This is a genomic window from Cardiobacterium sp. (assembly GCF_057314735.1).
Window position 1 is genome coordinate 41,088 of sequence record NZ_DBHKZK010000092.1, and the last position, 17,166, is coordinate 58,253.

Genomic DNA, 17,166 nt, shown 5'->3' on the forward strand with positions numbered 1-17,166 from the left:
TCGCGGCGACCTCGCTGCCTGTACGGAAACCCTGTTTACATACACATAGAGCACTCAGGTGTATGTGGTGAATTGTCAAACCAAGTGCAACACCTCATCAAAATACACTTCATAAGGTGTCCTCCACTGCAAACATTTGCGCGGGCGGTTGTTCAACGCCAGCACAGCTTTTTCGATGTACTCATCAGGATATTGGGCAATATCCTGATGTTTCGGGAAATATTCGCGCAACAGCCCGTTGGTGTTCTCGTTCGTCCCGCGCTGCCACGGCTGGTACGGCGGCGGGATGTATATTTTCACCCCCAGCGCCTCCGCTACCACCGCGTGCCGCGCGAATTCCTTGCCACGGTCTGGCGTGATGCTATGCACTATCTGCCCTGCCAACACCTTGAAAATCCCGGCATTCACGTTGTCTGCCGTCTTCTTCTCCAGCCGCACGCAGTGCAGATAACGGCTTTTGCGGTCAACCAGCGTCAGCAACACCGCGCCGCCAACCACGCCTGCCACGGTGTCGGCTTCCCAATCGCCGATGCGCGCCCGTGCTTGCGCCTCTGGCGGACGTTCCGACAGCTCATGCGCGACAGGGAAGTTGTCGCGCGTGGGGTCGCCCTTGCGCCGACGCTGCTTGCCACGGTGGCGCAGCCTTTGCTTGCCGCTTTTTACCCAGTCGGGGTCGTTGAAACGCCCGGCATAAATGCCACGGTAGATGGTCGCGTAGCTGATGGAATGCGGACTGCCTTCATGGCGCAGGCGGTACTGGATCTGCTCCGGCGACCAGTGCTCTTTCAGAAACCTGTCCTTGACCAGGGCAAAAAGCTCCGGGTCATTGAGCTTGCGCTTGCGGTGGCAGACCAGACGCCGGTTGTCGTATTGCTCCTGCGCCTTGCTGGCGCTGTAAGTTCCATCAAAGGAACGGTTGCGGTTCAGCTCGCGCAAGATAGTGCTCCTGTGGCGCTTCAATATGGTAGCGATGGCGGCGAGGCTGTAGCCCAGCTCGTGCAGAGCTATTATGCAACCCCGCTCAAAGGGCGTAATATGACGGTAGGTATCCATTTGCGGTCTCCTGCAAGGTTTTGATGTTTTTTGCAGTATCGCTTATGGATGCCTTTTTTTGTAGCTGTTGCACTTGAATTGTAAATTCACGGAAAATCCCCTGCGCAGCTTGCCCGCTTCCCTGAAAAGCCTCTACCGCGAACGCAATGGTGCATTGAGAATAGGGCTGGACGATAAATCCCTGCTCGAAGATGACGACGACGATGACAACGACTTTTTCTTCTCCGATGACGATGATGACGATAATCCCCCCTTCTAACCCGGAATCCCGCCCATGCAAATGTTGATCAAGCGGCTGGAGATTGTCCGCGCGGCGATGTCGCTTGCCGATGAGGCGCTGATTGCGCAGCAGTTGCCCGCCTTGCGGGCTGCGTTGGCGGATTTGCCGGCAAACTCCACGCCGCAGGCGGTGCTGGCGCTGATTATCGAGGCGCTGGAGTCGGGGCATTACCCGCGCGCGATGCAGCGCATCAATGCCTTTCTTGCGGCGCAGTCAGCGCTGGTGGTGCATCTGGATGAGGAATTGGCGGTGCTCAGGCTGGAGCGGCTGGTGAGCGCGCAGACGCTGGAGCGCGACGAGATGCAGGAGCGGCTGGAGCGTTTCAGCCGGGATTTTTTGGCGTGCTGCGGCGCGCCGTTGCAGGAGATTTTCGCGCTGCGCGAGGCGATTGCGCGGCTGGAATGGCAGCAGCTGCGCCGCGCGCGGCGTCATGCCGAGGAAAGGGAAGGCTATCAGCGCGAGGCGGATGCGGATTATCTGGATGCCACGGCGGAAGACGAGGAGAGCGCAGCGCAGGTTGAAGATTGGGAGGACGCGGCAGACGAGCGGGCGGAGTTGCTTGACCTTTATGACCAGTATTGTGACTGGCTGGATGCGCTTGAGGCTGCGCCAGCGGACGAAGTGGATGACGAGGAAGCGGCGGCGTATGAGGAATTTGCCGAGGCGCAGCGGCAGCGCGAGGATTTTGAGCGCGACAAGGCGCAGTCCGAGGAAGCGCAAGCCGCCGAGCCGCCCGTCGCCGAGCTGGATGCTGATGAGGAAGACCGCCTGAAAAAGGCGTATCGCCGCGCCTGTCATTTGTGCCACCCCGACCGGGTCGCGGCGGAATTCAAGGCGCAGGCGGAGGCGCTGTTCAAGGAGTTGGGCGCGGCGTACAAGCGCAAGGATGTGGCGGCGGTGGAGCGGTTTTTGGCGCAGTTGCAGCGCGGGGTGTTTACCGCCGCGAGCGAGGCGCTCACCGACCGCGAGGCGTTGCAGGCGCGTATCCGCGAGTTGCGCGCCAGTATTGACGCGCTCAATGCGGAAATCGCCGCGATTGCCGCAGATGAGACGTGGGCGCTGTTGCAGGGCTTTGCCGACGAGGCGGCGTTGCAGGATTATTTGGAAGAACAGCGCGCGCTGCTGCTGGCGGAGCTGGAGGTGTTGCAGGAGCGCTGGCAAGCGTTGCAGCACGGCTGATTACGCGGCTTCCGCATACTGAACATTATGGAGACCCAGAAATGACAAACCACAAACCGCTCACCGTCGTTGCCGCCATCATCGAAAACCCGCACGGCCAACTCCTCATCGCCGAACGCCCGCCGAACAAAGCCTGGGCGGGCTATTGGGAATTTCCCGGCGGCAAAATCGAACCCGGCGAAAGCCACGAAGCGGCGCTGTTGCGCGAGCTGCGCGAAGAACTCGGCCTTGACCTTGCCAACGAAACGCTCACCCACTACTACCACGGCAGCCGTGGTGCGGAAGTCGTCCTCGACTTCTACCACATCCGCCTGACGCGGGACATCGCCCCGCAAGGTCTTGAAGGTCAGCGCTGGCGCTGGGTTACGCGCGCGGAAATCAGCGATTACCGCTTCCCCGAACCCAACACCGCCGTCCTGCAAAAACTGCAAAGCGCCTCATCATGAGGCGTTTTCCGTATCACCAATACCACGGCACAATACGCTATCATCCCCGTGGCAAATCCGCCTGAATCTCCGGAGACATCCATGAAAAAATCCCTGCGCATTCTGACCCTTGCCCTGTTCGCTCTTGTCATCAGCGCTTGCAGCGACAAACAAAGCGACCCCAAAACCTTTGCCAAAGCCTATGTCACCGAAACCCTGAATGGCGACATTGAGCAAGTCATCGCATGGACATACACCTCGCCAGAATTTCTGCAAAAGCATCACCTCAGTGCAGACGGCATGAAAGAGCAAATGCGTCAGGCGGGCAAGGTCATGCGCGAACAGACCGAAAAAAATCAGGGGCTCGACAGCGTTACCGTCAATGACATCGCCTATAGCGACGGCAAAACCAAAGCCCACGCCTTTATTACCATCAAAACCAAAAACGGCGAAAGCCGGAATGATGAAATCCCGCTTATCCAGATAGACGGTAAATGGCGTGCGGGTGAATAAGGCCGCAAGGGCGCTTGCTTAATTAGACCTCTTTCCAAACCAGGCAAAGGGACAGGTTTTTGGAATTTGTATCCCTGCCCCCACCCCAGCCCTCCCCCACGGGGGAGGGAGCTGTTCTGCGGCAGATTCAAATAATTGCTGTCGTATCGCATATGGATAGTTATGAAATTATAGCCATCCACCGAAAGCCTCATACGGTGTTGCGCCGCAGACCGGGCACCCGAAAAATAGAGGAGCCATTTTTTAGGGAAACCCGCGCCGTACAACGGCGTACTGCATTCAGCGGCGCGTCTTGTCTGAAACTTTCGGTGGATGGCTATATTTCAACCGTCCTGCGCTGTGAAAATAATTGGCGTGGATGGGTATTAATCATCGCCTCCGTATTCTTCTCTGAATAAATTGTATCCACGACACAAGACCAGATAGTAGAAAAATTGAGCCGACAATAATGCGGCTTCCCGGCCCGTCAGGAAATTGGTAAAACCATTTGCCCATCATTTCCTTGACTTCGGCGGTTTCCGGGTTCTGTTCCAGATAAAGAATTTCTACCGTCGTACCCGGCACAATGTTTCCGTCACGGGTATAGCGCCTGAAGGTTTCTCTATCGACGCCAAATTTGCCCTGATGTCCCAAATAATTTATGTGCAATTTATAAAATCTTCTGGGAGGAAGGGTGTCTTCCCCACTCATTTCTGCCGCCTGCAATTCCCCCTGCACGGATATGCCCTGTTTCTCCAGTATATTTTGCACGCGAACCCGGTTAATGCCGTTCGCCATCATAAGACTGCCAATAACGGTTAATCCCAGCGCCAACAGGAAGTAATTTTTTCTTGCCATATTTTTGTTCTCCTGGGGTCAAACTAAAGGGGCGCGAATTTTTTCAGAGTGAGCGTCATTACGCGGAATGTTCCAGATGCCAGGCGAGGCCGGTGTTGCGACGGGTCGGGGTGTCGGCGGCGGTGCGCAGGGCGGTTTCGCTGGCGTAGAGGTCAAGCCGGCCTTTGCTGCGGGTGATGCCGGTGTAGAGCAGTTCGCGGCTGAGCAGGCGCTCGGCGTGGTCGTCCAGGGTGAGGGCGATGTGCGGGTATTCGGAGCCCTGGGATTTGTGGATGCTGAGCGCGTAGGCGTCGGCAAGGCTGGCGCGGTTGAGGCGGGCGAGCGGCACGGGGGCGTGGTTGGGCAGGTGCAGTTGCAGGCCGTTGCCGTCGTCGAGGCAGATGCCGGTGTCGCCGTTGTAGAGTTGTTGGCGGTGGTCGTTCGCGAGGATCATCAGCGGCAGGCCGTGGTAGTAGTCTAGGCCGGTGTCTTCGTGCTGTTTTTGTTGGTGCAGGCGGCGCAGCGCGGCGTTGATGCGGCGGGTGCCGAGTGCGCCGTGGTGTCCGGCGCAGAGGATGCGGTATTGGTCGTAGGCGTTGAGGAGGGTTTGCGGGTCGGCGCCGCTTTGGAGTTGTTCGAGGTAGGGCTGGTAGGGGGCGATGAGGGCGCGGTAGAGGGCGGCGTCCGGGATGGGGTACCAGCGGATGGGGGTTGTTTGGGATGTGGTGCCGGGAATGCTGGCGCTACCCCCTCCCCAGCCCTCCCCCGCTGCGCTTCGCTGCGGGGGAGGGGGCGGTTCGGTGGGCGGATTGGCGGCGGTTTGTTGGGTATCGGCAATGGTGTCGTAGGTCGGGCATTTATGCCCGACGTTTTTGTTGTCGGCCATGAATGGCCGACCTACGCTGGTGGGCGTTTCGGCAGTGGTGCCAGGAATGCTGGCGCTACCCCCTCCCCAGCCCTCCCCCGCTGCGCTTCGCTGCGAGGGAGGGAGCAGTTCGGTGGGCGGATTGGTGAGGGTTGGCGATGGCGCAACGGATATACTCCCTCCCCCTGTGGGGGAGGGTTGGGGTGGGGTTAATTGTTGGGCGCTCGTTGTAGTTAAGGGAATGGTGTCGTGATGGCTCGCCGGGGTGGTCGTTTCGGTACTGGTGCCAGGAATGCTGGCGCTACCCCCTCCCCAACCCTCCCCCGCTGCGCTTCGCTGCGAGGGAGGGGGCGGTTCAATGGTCGTTTCGGCATTGGCGGTATGCGGGCAAACTCCACCCCCGTCCCCTCCACCGGGCCCCACGCAAAATGCAACCGCATTTTGCGTGGGAACCCGACCACAGGGGGAGGGGGGCAGTTCGGTGGGGGGAGCGGCGGCGGTGGTTATGGGCTGCCGGCAGGGTTCGAGTGCTTTGAGCAGCGTCGCGCCGCGGTCCTCGCCGGCGCCGAGGATGGCGGCGAGTTGGCCGATGCCGCTGTCGGTGGCAAAGCGTTGGCTTTCGTGCAGGGTGATGCGGTGTTGTTGTAGTGCCGGGTGGTGGCTGAGGTCGTGCAGGATGGCGCCGGGTTCGACGGCGGCGAGCTGGTCGGCGTCGCCCAGCAGGATGAGGCGGGTGTCGGCGGCGGTGGCGGCGATGAGCGCGTGTGCCAGTTCGAGCGAGAGCATCGAGGCTTCGTCGATGATGATGATGTCGTGCGGCAGCGGGCGGCTGGCGTGGTATTGCGCTTCGCCGTTGTTGTCGATGCCGAGCAGGCGGTGCAGGGTTTGTGCGGGCAGGCCGCTGATGCCCGCGGCGGCGAGGCTTTCTTCCATGCGTTTTGCTGCTTTGCCGGTGGGGGCGGCAAGGGCGATGCGGATGTCTGCCGCAGCGTCTTGTTCGGCGCGGATGAGGCGGGCGATGGTGTAGGTCTTTCCGGTGCCGGGGCCGCCGTTGATGAGGGTGAGTCGGCGGGTTTGGGCGAGGCGGATGGCCGCTTGTTGTTCTTCGCGCAGGCCGTCGGCAGGGGTGGTGTTCGTGGCGGCAGGCGGGGCGGTGTCGCCCAGGCGGGCGCGAATCATCGCGGCGAGTCGTGCTTCTTGTTGGTAGGTGCGGTTGATCCAGAGGCGGTCGCCGCGACGGGTGAGTGGCGCGGTGCGGTCGTCGTCGGCAAGCAGCGGTGTCGTGGCGAGGGCGTCAGCGGCGGCGCGCTGTTCGGCGTCAAGGCGGATGAGGGTGTCGCCGTTGTCGTGTGCGTTTTGTAGTGCGCTGAGGAGGGTGGCGAGGCGATCGCCGTGTTCGGGGTGGCCGCTTTGGCGGGCGAGGTATCGGGCGAGGTGTTGCATGGCGGGGTGGTCAGTCGGGGTTGTTGCCGAGGAGGCGGTCGAGTTCGGCGATGAAGTCGGGCGGGTAGTTCCAGCCGTATGTGCCGTGTGTCGGGTGCGCGGGGTCGATGCCGCGCAGGTAGTGGTATTCGATGCCGCCGAGGTGGCGCGCGGGGTCGTAGTCGGGCAGGCGGGTTTTGAGCAGCCGATGCAGCGCGACCTGGTACAGCGCGGCTTGTAGCCAGTAGTGGTGGTCGTTCATCGCTTCGCGGATTTTGGCGGGGGTGTAGTCGTCCGGGTGGTTGCCGAGGTGGTTGGTTTTGTAGTCGAGGATGTAGTAGCGCCCGTCGTGTTGGTAGATGTGGTCGATTTCGCCGCGGATGTAGCGGATGTGGCGGTGGTGTTGGTGCAGGTTGAGCGGGTACCCGGCGGCGGTGAGGAGGCGGTTGATGCGGGCGACGGGTAGTGGCGCGCGGTCGTCGCCGCCGAGGGTGAAGTTGTATTCGCTGCGGTGGTTGCCGCGTTTGCTGTCGCCGAGGGTGATGCCGCTTTGCGGCAGGGTGCTGTGGTAGATGGCGTCGAGCCAGGTTTCGCAGGCGTCCAGTTGGGCGGGCTCAAGGCCGAGTTGCCATTGTTGGTTTTCGTGGTCGAGGTGGCGGCGCCAGTCGTCGCGGTGGTCCGGGCGGGTGTGTTCGAGGATGGCGTGCAGGGCGCTGCCGGGGGCGGTGCCGCGCGGGTAGGTGTAGCGGATGTCGGCGTCTGCCGGGGCGTCTGGCGCGGTTTGGTGTTCGGCGATGGCGTAGTCGGCGAGGTCGGGCGAGGTGGGTTCGATGGCGTCGCGCAAGAGGGCGCTGAAGCTGCTGCGTTGCCAGCCGTGAAAGCGGGTGCGCCAGGTTTTTGGGGGGGTGGTTATTTCGGCGGCGGTGCCGGGAATGTTGGCGCTACCCCCACCCCAGCCCTCCCCCGCTGCGCTTCGCTGCGGGGGAGGGGGTAGTGCGGTGGTTGTTTCGGCATTGGCGGTATGCAGGCGAACCCCACCCCCTTCCCCTCCGCCGGGCCCCACGCAAAATGCAGCCGCATTTTGCGTGGGTACCCGCCCACAGGGGGAGGGGGGCAGGTCGGCGGGAGGGGGTAGTTCGGCGGGGGAATTGGTGATGAAGATGGGGATTTCGTCGGCGTGCGGGCATTGACCGGGGTTTTGCGCGTAGGTTTGGTAGAGTTTTTCGGTGCTTTCGATGCCATATTTTTCGCGGTGGGCGACGAGCAGCAGGTTTTTGGCGCGGGTGAGGCCGACGTAGAGCAGGCGGCGGTTTTCGTCGTTTTCTTGTGTGTTGATGCGGGTTTCGATGGCGCCTTCGGGTTTGTCGAGGGTGATGCGGATGCGCTCGCCGTCGCGGTAGCGCCAGGTTTTGATGCGCGCGCGGTTGTCACCGCCGCGGCGTACGCCGCCGGTGGCGAGGATGGTGACGGGGGATTCGAGGCCTTTGGCTTTGTGGATGGTAAGCAGGCGCACGGCGTCGTCGCCGGGTAGCGGCGGGGCTTTGGCCCAGTCGGCGTCCGGCGGGGCGGCGAGTTGGTCGCGCCACCACGCGGCAAATTGTGCCGGGCGTTGGCCGGGCGCGTGTTCGGCGATGATGATCTGGATGTGGCGCAGGTCGAGCAGGTGGCGCAGGTTGTCCGGCGCGGGGTAGCTGGCCAGGGTTTGCCAGATGTTGTGTTTGCGGTGGGTGAGCAGCGGGTTGAGGGCGGCGAGCAGTCCCCGGTTTTGCCAGTCGTCCTGGGCGCGGGCGAGGGCGTCGCGCAGGTCGGCGAGGGTGAGTTCGTCGGGGCGGGCGGCGATGCTGCCTTGTTCGATGGCGGCGAGGCGGTCGAGTTCTGTCTGGCTGTAGCCGTAGTAGTGGCCGCTCAGGAGGCGGTTTTGCCGGTCGCGCTGGTCGGGTTGTTCGATGGCGGCGAGCAGGTCGGCGAAGGTGCGGGCGACGGTGCCGCCAAAGACGCTGCGGTCGTGGTTGAGCTCGCTGTCGATGTGGCGGGCGTGCAGTTTGGTTTGCAGTTCGGCGAGGCTGTCGTTGCCGCGGGTGAGGATTTGGATGTCGCCGGGGCGGATTCGGGCGAGGCTGCCGTCGGCGTTGCGCCGCGCCCAAGGGCTGTTGGCGGCGAGGAGGTGGGCGACGAGGGCGGCGATGGCGTCGGTTTCTTCGCCGTTGTTGGTGCCGCTGTGGTACCACTGCATCGGCCGGGCGATGGGGGCGCCGCTGGTGCTGACGATGGTGGGGGCGGGGTTGGCGGCCTGGGCGCGGTGGTAGGTGATGTGCTCGCCGAGGTGGGCGTTGTCGCCCTGGAGGTAGTGTTCGTTCAGCGCGGCGATGAGGTGGGGGCTGCTGCGGCGGTTGGTGTCGAGGCGGTGTTGTTCGGCGGCGGTGAAGTGTTGTTTGAGGCGGTTGTAGTTGGCGACGTCGCCGCCACGGAAGGCGTAGATGGCCTGTTTGGGGTCGCCGACGAGGAGGAGGAAGGTGCGGGTGCGGTCGGCGTCGTCGCGCAGCCAGGTGTGTTCGAGCAGGGTCGCCTGTTCGTCGTTGAGGTCTTGTGATTCGTCCACCAGCATCACCGGGTAGCGCTGCATGATGTAGCGGGCGAGGCTCGCGCCGTGGCGGTCGTGGGCAAGGGTCTGGTTGATGCGTCGTGTTTTTTCGCTGAAGGTGGTTTCGCCGCGCGCTTCGAGGGCGGCGGGGTATTCGTAGCGCACGGTGTCAAGCAGTTGTTTGGTGGTTTGGCGGGCGCGGTGGGCGTGGTGTTGTTGTTGGGCGTCGCGTGCGGCGAGGAGGTCGCGGAGGAGGGTGGTGAGGGGGTGGGCGCTGTAGGCGGCGGCGAGGGCGTCGTTGGTTTTGCTTTTGTTGATTTTGGGGTCAAGGATGCCTTCGGCGAGTTTTGCGGTGGTGTCTGTGTCTAACGGGGTTTCTTCGCGCAGTTGGTGCAGCAGGGTGGGGATGTGGCCGGTGTGTGCTTTCCATGCCGCATCTTTGCGGGTGATAGCCATGAAGGCGGGCGCGGTGATGAGGGCGTGCCAGTCGGCAATCACGGCGGCGTCCAGCGCACGCAGTTGTTGGACGAGTGCGGCGTGGTGTTCGCTGTCGTAGGTTTCGGGGGAGTCGTCGCTGTCGGTTTTGGGGTTGTCGCTGTTGATTTCGGCGTCGCGGTAGGTGGTCGCCTCGCGTGCGGCGGCAAGGTAGGCGTCGCTGTCATGCAGGGCGCCCTGGGCGATGCGGCGGGCGAAGGCGTCCGGGTCGGCGAGGTATTCGGCGTGGCGCAGGCGGCGCAGCGCGTCGTGTACGGTTTCTTCGAGGGCGGGGCTGTTTTCGTTGATTTGCAGGCGTTCGTCGTTGCCGGTTTCCAGCGCAAATTCGGCCAGCCAGCGCTGGCACAGGCTGTCTATGGTGCCGATGAAGATTTCGTCGAGGTGTTCTTGCAGGCTTTCGACGCGGGCAAAGAGCGCGATCAGGCCGTTCAGTCCGCGTTTTTTGACGGCGTTGGCGATGAGGTGGCGGTTGATGTCGTCGCCGCCGCTGGCGGTAATGAGGGCATCGAGGCGGGCGACGAGTCCGGCGTCGTCGGCCAGCAGGGTTTCGTCGTGGAAGTAGCCGCTGGCGATGGCTTTCAGGTTTTCGCGCAGCGCGTGCAGGCGCTTTTGGACGCGCTGCTGCATTTCTGCCGCGGCCTTGCGGGTGAAGGTGGTGGCGATGATACCGCGCGGCTCGTAGCCGCCTTCGATGAGCAGGCGCAGGATGATGCCGGTGAGGGTCCAGGTTTTGCCGGTGCCGGCAGAGGCTTCAATCAGGGCGCGGCCGGTGAGCGGGATGGTGAGGGCGGGTGTGGTCATCGCGGTTCTCGTTGGGAAAAAGCCCGCCGGATGGCGGGCTTTTTTGCGAATGGGGCAATCAGGCAGCGATTTTGCCGCATTGTTCGGCGCAGTCGTTGCAGGCTTCGAGGCAGGCCTTGCACTCGGCGTGGTGCTCGGCGTGTGCCTTGCAGGCTTCGGCGCACTGTTTGCAGGCATCAGCGCAGAGTTTGGCGACGGCGGGTAGCAATGCGGCCTGTTGCGCGGCGAGGCTGTTGGTGGCGTCGCACAGCGCCAGCATTTGATTGACGGTTTTGGCGCAGTCGCCGAGGCTCTTGTCGCCTTCGGCGAGCAGGCGCAGGCAGTGGGCGAGGCAGGCACGACCGGCGGCGAGGCAGGCGGCGGTTGCTTTCAGCACGGCTTCGTTCGGGTTGGCAGCGCCGTGGGCGTGTTCGTGCTTGTGTTCTTCGGCGCTGGCTGCGGTGGCGGCGAAAGCGAGGGAGGCGGCGGCGGCGCCGCTGATGAATGATCTGCGATCCATAGTTTTTCCTGTGTATGTTTAATGATTTAGCCCCAAAACGGGGCGCGCAGTATAGCGACAAAGCGGCAGCTACACCAGCACCCGTCCCCCAAAAACCACCACAAAAAAAAACCGCATAACCCGCTAAAATACCCACATCTGAACAACCCGTTACACACCTATGAGCCTCAACACCTTCGTCAAAACCATCCAAAACATCATGCGTTCCGACGCCGGCATCAACGGCGATGCGCAGCGCATCGAACAAATGACCTGGCTACTCTTCCTCAAGATCTACGGCAACAAAGAAGAAAACTGGGCAATCATCGATGAAAACTACCAATCCATCATCCCGCCCGTCTACCAGTGGCAAAACTGGGCGACCGACCACAAAGACGGCAACACCCTCACCGGCGACGACCTGCTGCACTTCATCGATGCCGAGCTGATGCCCGCCCTAAAAAACCTGCGCATCAACGAACAAACCCCGCTGCGCCAACGCATCGTGCGCGACGTCTTCATGGATGCCAAAAACTTCATGAAAGACGGTGTGCAACTGCGCAAAGTCATCAACGAAATCGACGCCATCGACTTTGACAGCAGCAAAGAGCGCCACGCCTTCGGCGAAATCTACGAAACCATCCTCAAAAGCCTACAAAGCGCGGGTAACGCCGGCGAGTTCTACACCCCGCGCGCCGTCACCGACTTCATGGTGCAAATGATTGCGCCCGTCCTCGGCGAGACCGTGGCGGACTTCGCCTGCGGCACCGGCGGCTTCCTCGTCTCTGCGCTGAACCACATCGAGCCGCAAGTCAAAACCGTACAAGACCGCACCACCCTGAACCAAAGCCTCTACGGCGTCGAAAAAAAACCGCTGCCGCACCTCTTGGCCATCACCAACCTGATATTGCACGACATCGACAGCCCGCGCATCCGCCACGGCAACGCGCTCGAACAAAACGTGCGTGACTACCGCGAAGCCGACCGCCACGACATCATCCTGATGAACCCGCCCTACGGCGGCAGCGAGCAAGACATCATCAAGCACAACTTCCCCGCCGAACTGCGCAGCAGCGAAACCGCCGACCTCTTTATCGCCCTTGCCATGTACCGCCTGAAAACCCACGGCCGCGCCGCCATCATCATCCCGGACGGCTTCCTCTTCGGCAACGACGGTGCCAAAACCGCCCTCAAAACCCGCCTGCTCACAGACTACAACCTGCACACCATCATCCGCCTGCCGAAAAGCGTCTTTGCGCCCTACACCTCAATCACCACCAACATCCTCTTTTTCGACAAGCCCGCCGCAGGCGAAGCGCCGAGTGAGCAGCTCTGGTACTACCGCGTGGACATCCCCGCCGACCGCAAAGCCTTTTCCAAAACCAAACCGATGCAACTCGAACATTTCGCCGACTGCATCGCCTGGTGGCACAACCGCACCGAAATCGCAGACGAACAAGAAGGCAGCTACAAAGCCCGCGCCTACAACAAAGCCGAACTGCTGGCGGGCGGCGTAAACCTCGACCTCTGCGGCTACCCCAACGAAGAAGCCGAAATCCTCAGTCCCGCAGACACCATCCGCGACTACCAACAAACCCGCGACCGCCTGAACGAACGCATCGACGCACAACTGGCGACCATCCGCGCCCTGATAGGCATCGACCTGACAGCGGAGGACGAATAAATGCGCACCCCGCAACTCGCCGACAACCTGCGCCGCGCCGTCTTGCAGGCAGCGATAGAAGGCAAACTCAACGACAGAACAAACGAAAACGCCCGCGACCTGCTCGCCGCCATCCAGACAGAAAAAGCCGCCTTACAAAAAACAGGCAAATTAAAAAAAGACAAACCGCTTGCTGCTATTAGCGAAGAAGAAATCCCCTTTGCCATTCCAGAAAATTGGGTTTGGGTGAGGTTGGGGGATGTAATCCTGCAAAATATCGGTGGTGGAACACCAAGCAAACAAGAGCCGAGTTATTGGAATGGTAAAATTCCGTGGGCAAGCGTAAAAGATTTGAATTGTGATGTGCTGACAAAAACGATAGATAGCATTACTACAGAAGGATTAGAGAATTCCAGCGCAAATCTAATCCCTAAAGGTACATTTATTATTTGCACGAGAATGGGATTAGGGAAAATTGCTTTAACAGATATTGATGTCGCAATTAACCAAGACTTACGAGCTATATTCCTTTCTAAATCCATTAACAAGAAATACTTTTATCACTTCTATCGCACATTAAAAATGGAAGGTAAAGGGGCAACGGTGAAAGGTATTACTGTTGAAGAATTACATAATATACCTATCCCCCTACCACCCCTCACCGAACAACAACAAATCGTCGCAAAACTGAACCACCTGCTAACCGAAATAGACGAACTAAAAGCGCAAGAACAAGCCCTGCTTGCCGCACAAAACGCCTTCCCGAAAAAACTGCGCGCGGCATTACTACAAGCGGCGGTGCAGGGAGAACTCAACGAAAGAACGAACGAAAACGCCCGCGACCTGTTCGCCGCCATCCAGGCAGAAAAAGCCGCATTACAAAAAGCAGGCAAACTGAAAAAAGACAAACCGCTTGCCGTGATTAGTGAAGAAGAAATCCCCTTTGCCATCCCTGAAAATTGGGTGTGGGTGCGGTTGGGGGAAATATCATCTAAAATTACCGATGGTTCTCACAACCCGCCGCCCAAAAGAGTATCAGGAATACCTATTCTTAGTGCAGCAAATATATTTGAACAAAAAATTCAATTCTCATCGGCTAATCGCTGGATAAGTTACGAAGAATGGGAAATTGAGAATAAAAGAACATCAATTGATCCTAATGACGTTTTACTAACAATCGTTGGAACTATTGGACGTACGGCAGTCGTAGAAGACGATACTAAATTTGCGTTACAACGAAGTGTTGCAGTTATTAAACCTATCTTAATTAGTTCTATTTATTTGAGTTACCTTTTACAATCACCTTTCTTACTAGAAATAATGACATTAGTAAGTAAAGGAACAGCTCAAAAAGGAATATATTTAAATTCTCTAAAAGATTTGCCCATACCCCTCCCACCCCTAAGCGAACAACAGCAAATCGTCGCCAAACTCGAAACATTACTGGCAGAAATCGACACATTGGAGAACGCCGCATGAAGCAGCCCATATTCAGCGAAGAAGACATTAAAAATCGCCATATCACCCCCGCCATAGAAGCGGCAGGCTGGACAAAAGAACAGATTTTTATGGAATATTGCTTTACCGACGGCCGGGTTACCGTGCACGGCAAAAACGCCAGCCGAGGCAAAAAGAAACAGGCCGACTATATTTTGACCGCGCCCAACGGGCGCACGCCGCTCGCAATTATCGAAGCCAAGCGCGGCGATAAGATGTTGGGCGACGGCATGCAGCAGGCGCTGGAATATGCCGAAATTTTGGATATTCCTTTTGCCTATACCAGTAACGGCAAGGGCTTTTTGGAGCATGACCGCTTGACTGGCACAGAGCGCGAATTGGCAATGGACGAATTTCCCGCTTATGCGGCGCTGTGGGCGCGTTTTTCTGGCGAAAGCGCGCTTTCTGCCACGCAGCAAACCGCGCTACTTTCTGATTATTATTTTGACGGCGACCGACAAATCGCGCCGCGCTATTACCAGCGCATCGCCATCGACCGCACCGTTGCCGCCATTAGCGGTGGGCAACAGCGCGTGCTTTTGGTGATGGCAACCGGCACGGGCAAAACCTACACCGCCTTTCAAATTATCTGGCGGCTGATGAAAAACAAATTGAAAAAGCGGGTGCTTTATCTCGCCGACCGCAATATTTTGATTGACCAGACCATGCAAAACGATTTCCGCCCGTTCAAAAAAGTCATTACCAAGGTGGAAAATAAAACGCTCGATAGCGCTTACGAAATTTATATGAGCCTCTATCAGCAATTGGCGGGCGAGGAAGGCAATGAGCCGTTCCGCCAATTCCAGCCTGGATTCTTTGATTTGATTGTGGTGGATGAATGCCATCGCGGCAGCGCGCGCGAAGAATCCCAATGGCGGCGGATTTTGGATTACTTTAGCCAAGCCACCCATTTGGGTTTGACCGCCACGCCAAAAGAAAGTAGCGAGGTGAGCAATATCGGCTATTTCGGCGAACCGGTTTACATCTATTCCCTAAAACAAGGCATCGAAGACGGCTTTCTCGCGCCCTATAAAGTGATTCGCGTCGGCCTCGATAAAGATTTAGAAGGCTGGCGCCCGCCCAAAGGCAAAACCGATATAGACGGCGAAGAAATCGAAGACCGCCTTTACCTGCGCGAAGAGTTTGAGAAATACATCGTCATTGACGAGCGCACGCGAGCGGTTGCCCGTCGCATTACGCAATGGCTGGACGACAACGACCCTTTTGCCAAAACCATTGTTTTTTGCGTCGATATTGACCACGCCGAGCGCATGCGCCAAGCGCTAATCAATGAAAACCGCGAGCGGGTCAAAGACAACCCGCGCTACATCATGCGCATCACCGGCGACAATGCCGAGGGCAAAGCGCAGCTCGATAATTTTATCGACCCGAACGAGCAATATCCGGCAATTGTTACCACTTCCAAATTGATGACCACCGGCGTCGATTGCAAAACCTGCAAGCTGATTGTGCTCGATAATGAAATCAAGTCGATGACCGAATTCAAGCAAATTATCGGGCGCGGCACACGCATTAACGATGACTACGGCAAGCAGTATTTCACCATCATGGATTTCCGCAATGTCACCAATCTCTTTGCCGACCCCGAATTTGATGGCCTGCCCGAATCCATAACCGATGATGACGAAGCGTTTGTCATTGATGGCGATAATTGGCTGCCGGATGAAAAGGATGAAAAAACGCCAGACAATGGCGATATTGACGGCAATGGAGATGGCGGGAAATTCGAACCGCCCAGCGAAGGCGAAGTCAGGAAAAAAATCCGCGTGCGCGGCGTGGAAGTCTGCGTATTAAGCGAGCGAGTGGAAATTCTCGACGAAAACGGCAAGCTCATCGTGGAAAGCCTCACCGATTACAGCAAACGCAATATCCTGCACGAATACGCCACGCTCGATGTGTTCTTGCAGGCATGGAACGCCGCCGACAGAAAGCGGGCGGTACTCGACGCGCTGGCAGAACAAGGGCTGCCGCTGGACGTGTTGCAGGAAGCCTACGGCGAGGCAGAAGGCATTGACCCCTTCGATTTAATCCTGCACCTTGCCTACAACCGCCCCGCCATGACCCGCAAAGAGCGCGCCCGTCGCCTGGAAAAAGACGGCTTTTTGCAGGCATACAGCACCGAATGCCGCGAAGTATTGAGCGCACTGCTTGACAAATACATGAACGAAGGCATCGCGCTCGAAGAAACCGCGATTTTGAACAACGCGCCGTTCAAAAGTATCGGCACGCCGAAGAAAATCATCGGCCTATTCGGCGGCAATGCGCAATATCAAGCCGCCATCCGTGATTTACAGCGGCATTTATATGCGAGCCGCTAGCGTGCTGACAATTGAAACATCCCCCTCCCCCGCAGGGCGAAGCCCGCAGCGGGGGAGGGTTGGGGAGGGGGTGAGCAGTGTTGTTTATGAACAGATGTTTGCATTTTTCACATTCGCAGCCCTCACCCAACCCCCTCTCCCAGAGGGAGAGGGGCTTGTTCAGCGAATTGCCAATACGCCCTATATAGTCTTGCCGCACGCATCGCCATTACCCCGGAGGTTGTCATGAAAAAATCGTTTGTTATCGCCCTCACGCTGCTGCTCGCCGCCTGTAATCACGAGGAAACCGCCAAGGCGGAGGTGGGCGCGGTCGCGCCGCCGATAGTCGCCATTGGCCCGCAGGATGAAGTGGTCAGCCTGCCGGAGCATCCATCGCGGCCGCTGGTTTTGACGTTTTGGTCGGCGACTTGCGGCATGTGCATTCAGGAGTTGCAGGAGATGCAGCGCTTGCAGGCGGCACATCCGCAGGCGGTGGATATTCTGGCGGTGAATATTGACGGCGCGGACAGCAAGACGCTGCAAGCGGTCGCCACGCGGCGCGAGTTGAAAGTGCCGGTCGCCGCCGACCAGCTGGGGGTAACGGCGGAACGCTACCGCGTCAGCGGCACGCCGACCAGTTATTTGATTGGCCGTGATGGCAAGATTGTCGCGCATAAGGAAGGAGTGCTGGAGGCGGATGAGTTGCAGCGCTGGTTTTCGTTGCGCTAGGCGCTGTTTACAATTGGCCATAACATAATGATTTCATTAGCAGGTTTGGTT

Annotated in this window: 13 protein-coding genes; 8 read left to right on the forward strand and 5 right to left on the reverse strand. The window is 59.0% G+C overall.

What is annotated here, in order from left to right:
* Positions 1–75: 75 nt before the first annotated feature.
* Positions 76–1,053: an IS30 family transposase gene (locus tag ACO54Z_RS13120; protein ID WP_485997414.1), complete on the reverse strand. Its 978-nt coding sequence runs from the start codon at positions 1,051–1,053 to the stop codon at positions 76–78.
* 109 nt (positions 1,054–1,162) lie between these two features.
* Between ACO54Z_RS13120 and ACO54Z_RS13125 the strand changes: the two genes are divergently transcribed.
* The 4 genes from ACO54Z_RS13125 (at position 1,163) to ACO54Z_RS13140 (ending at position 3,450) form a co-directional block, all read left to right on the forward strand.
* Positions 1,163–1,312, forward strand: coding sequence for a hypothetical protein (locus ACO54Z_RS13125; protein WP_485997415.1), 150 nt, complete (start codon positions 1,163–1,165; stop codon positions 1,310–1,312).
* A gap of 15 nt (positions 1,313–1,327) precedes the next feature.
* The gene (locus tag ACO54Z_RS13130) at positions 1,328–2,512 is read left to right on the forward strand and encodes a J domain-containing protein (protein WP_485997416.1); all 1,185 of its coding nucleotides are present in this window, start codon (positions 1,328–1,330) and stop codon (positions 2,510–2,512) included.
* Positions 2,513–2,553: 41 nt separating this feature from the next.
* Complete coding sequence (locus ACO54Z_RS13135; protein ID WP_485997417.1) at positions 2,554–2,958, forward strand: (deoxy)nucleoside triphosphate pyrophosphohydrolase; 405 nt, start codon at positions 2,554–2,556, stop codon at positions 2,956–2,958.
* A gap of 81 nt (positions 2,959–3,039) precedes the next feature.
* Positions 3,040–3,450, forward strand: coding sequence for a DUF4878 domain-containing protein (locus ACO54Z_RS13140; protein WP_485997418.1), 411 nt, complete (start codon positions 3,040–3,042; stop codon positions 3,448–3,450).
* A gap of 369 nt (positions 3,451–3,819) precedes the next feature.
* On the opposite strand, the gene ACO54Z_RS13145 is transcribed toward ACO54Z_RS13140, so the two are convergent.
* The 4 genes from ACO54Z_RS13145 to ACO54Z_RS13160 are packed head-to-tail and all read right to left on the reverse strand — an operon-like array spanning position 3,820 to position 10,929.
* On the reverse strand, positions 3,820–4,287 hold the full coding sequence (locus ACO54Z_RS13145) for a DUF3592 domain-containing protein (RefSeq protein WP_485997419.1): 468 nt from the start codon (positions 4,285–4,287) through the stop codon (positions 3,820–3,822).
* Between the two features lie 58 nt (positions 4,288–4,345).
* Positions 4,346–6,574 carry an AAA family ATPase gene (locus ACO54Z_RS13150; RefSeq protein WP_485997420.1) on the reverse strand — a complete coding sequence of 743 codons (2,229 nt, stop codon included), beginning with the start codon at positions 6,572–6,574 and terminating at the stop codon, positions 4,346–4,348.
* Between the two features lie 10 nt (positions 6,575–6,584).
* On the reverse strand, positions 6,585–10,430 hold the full coding sequence (locus ACO54Z_RS13155) for a UvrD-helicase domain-containing protein (protein ID WP_485997421.1): 3,846 nt from the start codon (positions 10,428–10,430) through the stop codon (positions 6,585–6,587).
* Between the two features lie 58 nt (positions 10,431–10,488).
* Positions 10,489–10,929, reverse strand: coding sequence for a four-helix bundle copper-binding protein (locus tag ACO54Z_RS13160; RefSeq protein WP_485997422.1), 441 nt, complete (start codon positions 10,927–10,929; stop codon positions 10,489–10,491).
* Between the two features lie 160 nt (positions 10,930–11,089).
* On the opposite strand from ACO54Z_RS13160, the gene ACO54Z_RS13165 reads away from it, so the two are divergent.
* The 4 genes from ACO54Z_RS13165 to ACO54Z_RS13180 all read left to right on the forward strand — a co-directional run bounded on the left by ACO54Z_RS13165 (position 11,090) and on the right by ACO54Z_RS13180 (position 17,115).
* Positions 11,090–12,592, forward strand: a complete 1,503-nt coding sequence (locus ACO54Z_RS13165) for a class I SAM-dependent DNA methyltransferase (RefSeq protein ID WP_485997423.1) — start codon at positions 11,090–11,092, stop codon at positions 12,590–12,592.
* A complete protein-coding gene (locus ACO54Z_RS13170; protein ID WP_485997424.1) occupies positions 12,593–14,050 on the forward strand; it encodes a restriction endonuclease subunit S in 1,458 nt (485 codons plus the stop codon). It begins immediately after the preceding gene.
* Entirely contained in the window at positions 14,047–16,407 is a 2,361-nt protein-coding gene (gene hsdR, locus ACO54Z_RS13175; protein ID WP_485997425.1) for an EcoAI/FtnUII family type I restriction enzme subunit R, read from the forward strand. Before ACO54Z_RS13170 ends, hsdR begins: the two co-directional genes overlap by 4 nt.
* A gap of 225 nt (positions 16,408–16,632) precedes the next feature.
* Positions 16,633–17,115: a peroxiredoxin family protein gene (locus ACO54Z_RS13180; protein WP_485997426.1), complete on the forward strand. Its 483-nt coding sequence runs from the start codon at positions 16,633–16,635 to the stop codon at positions 17,113–17,115.
* Positions 17,116–17,166: the final 51 nt, after the last annotated feature.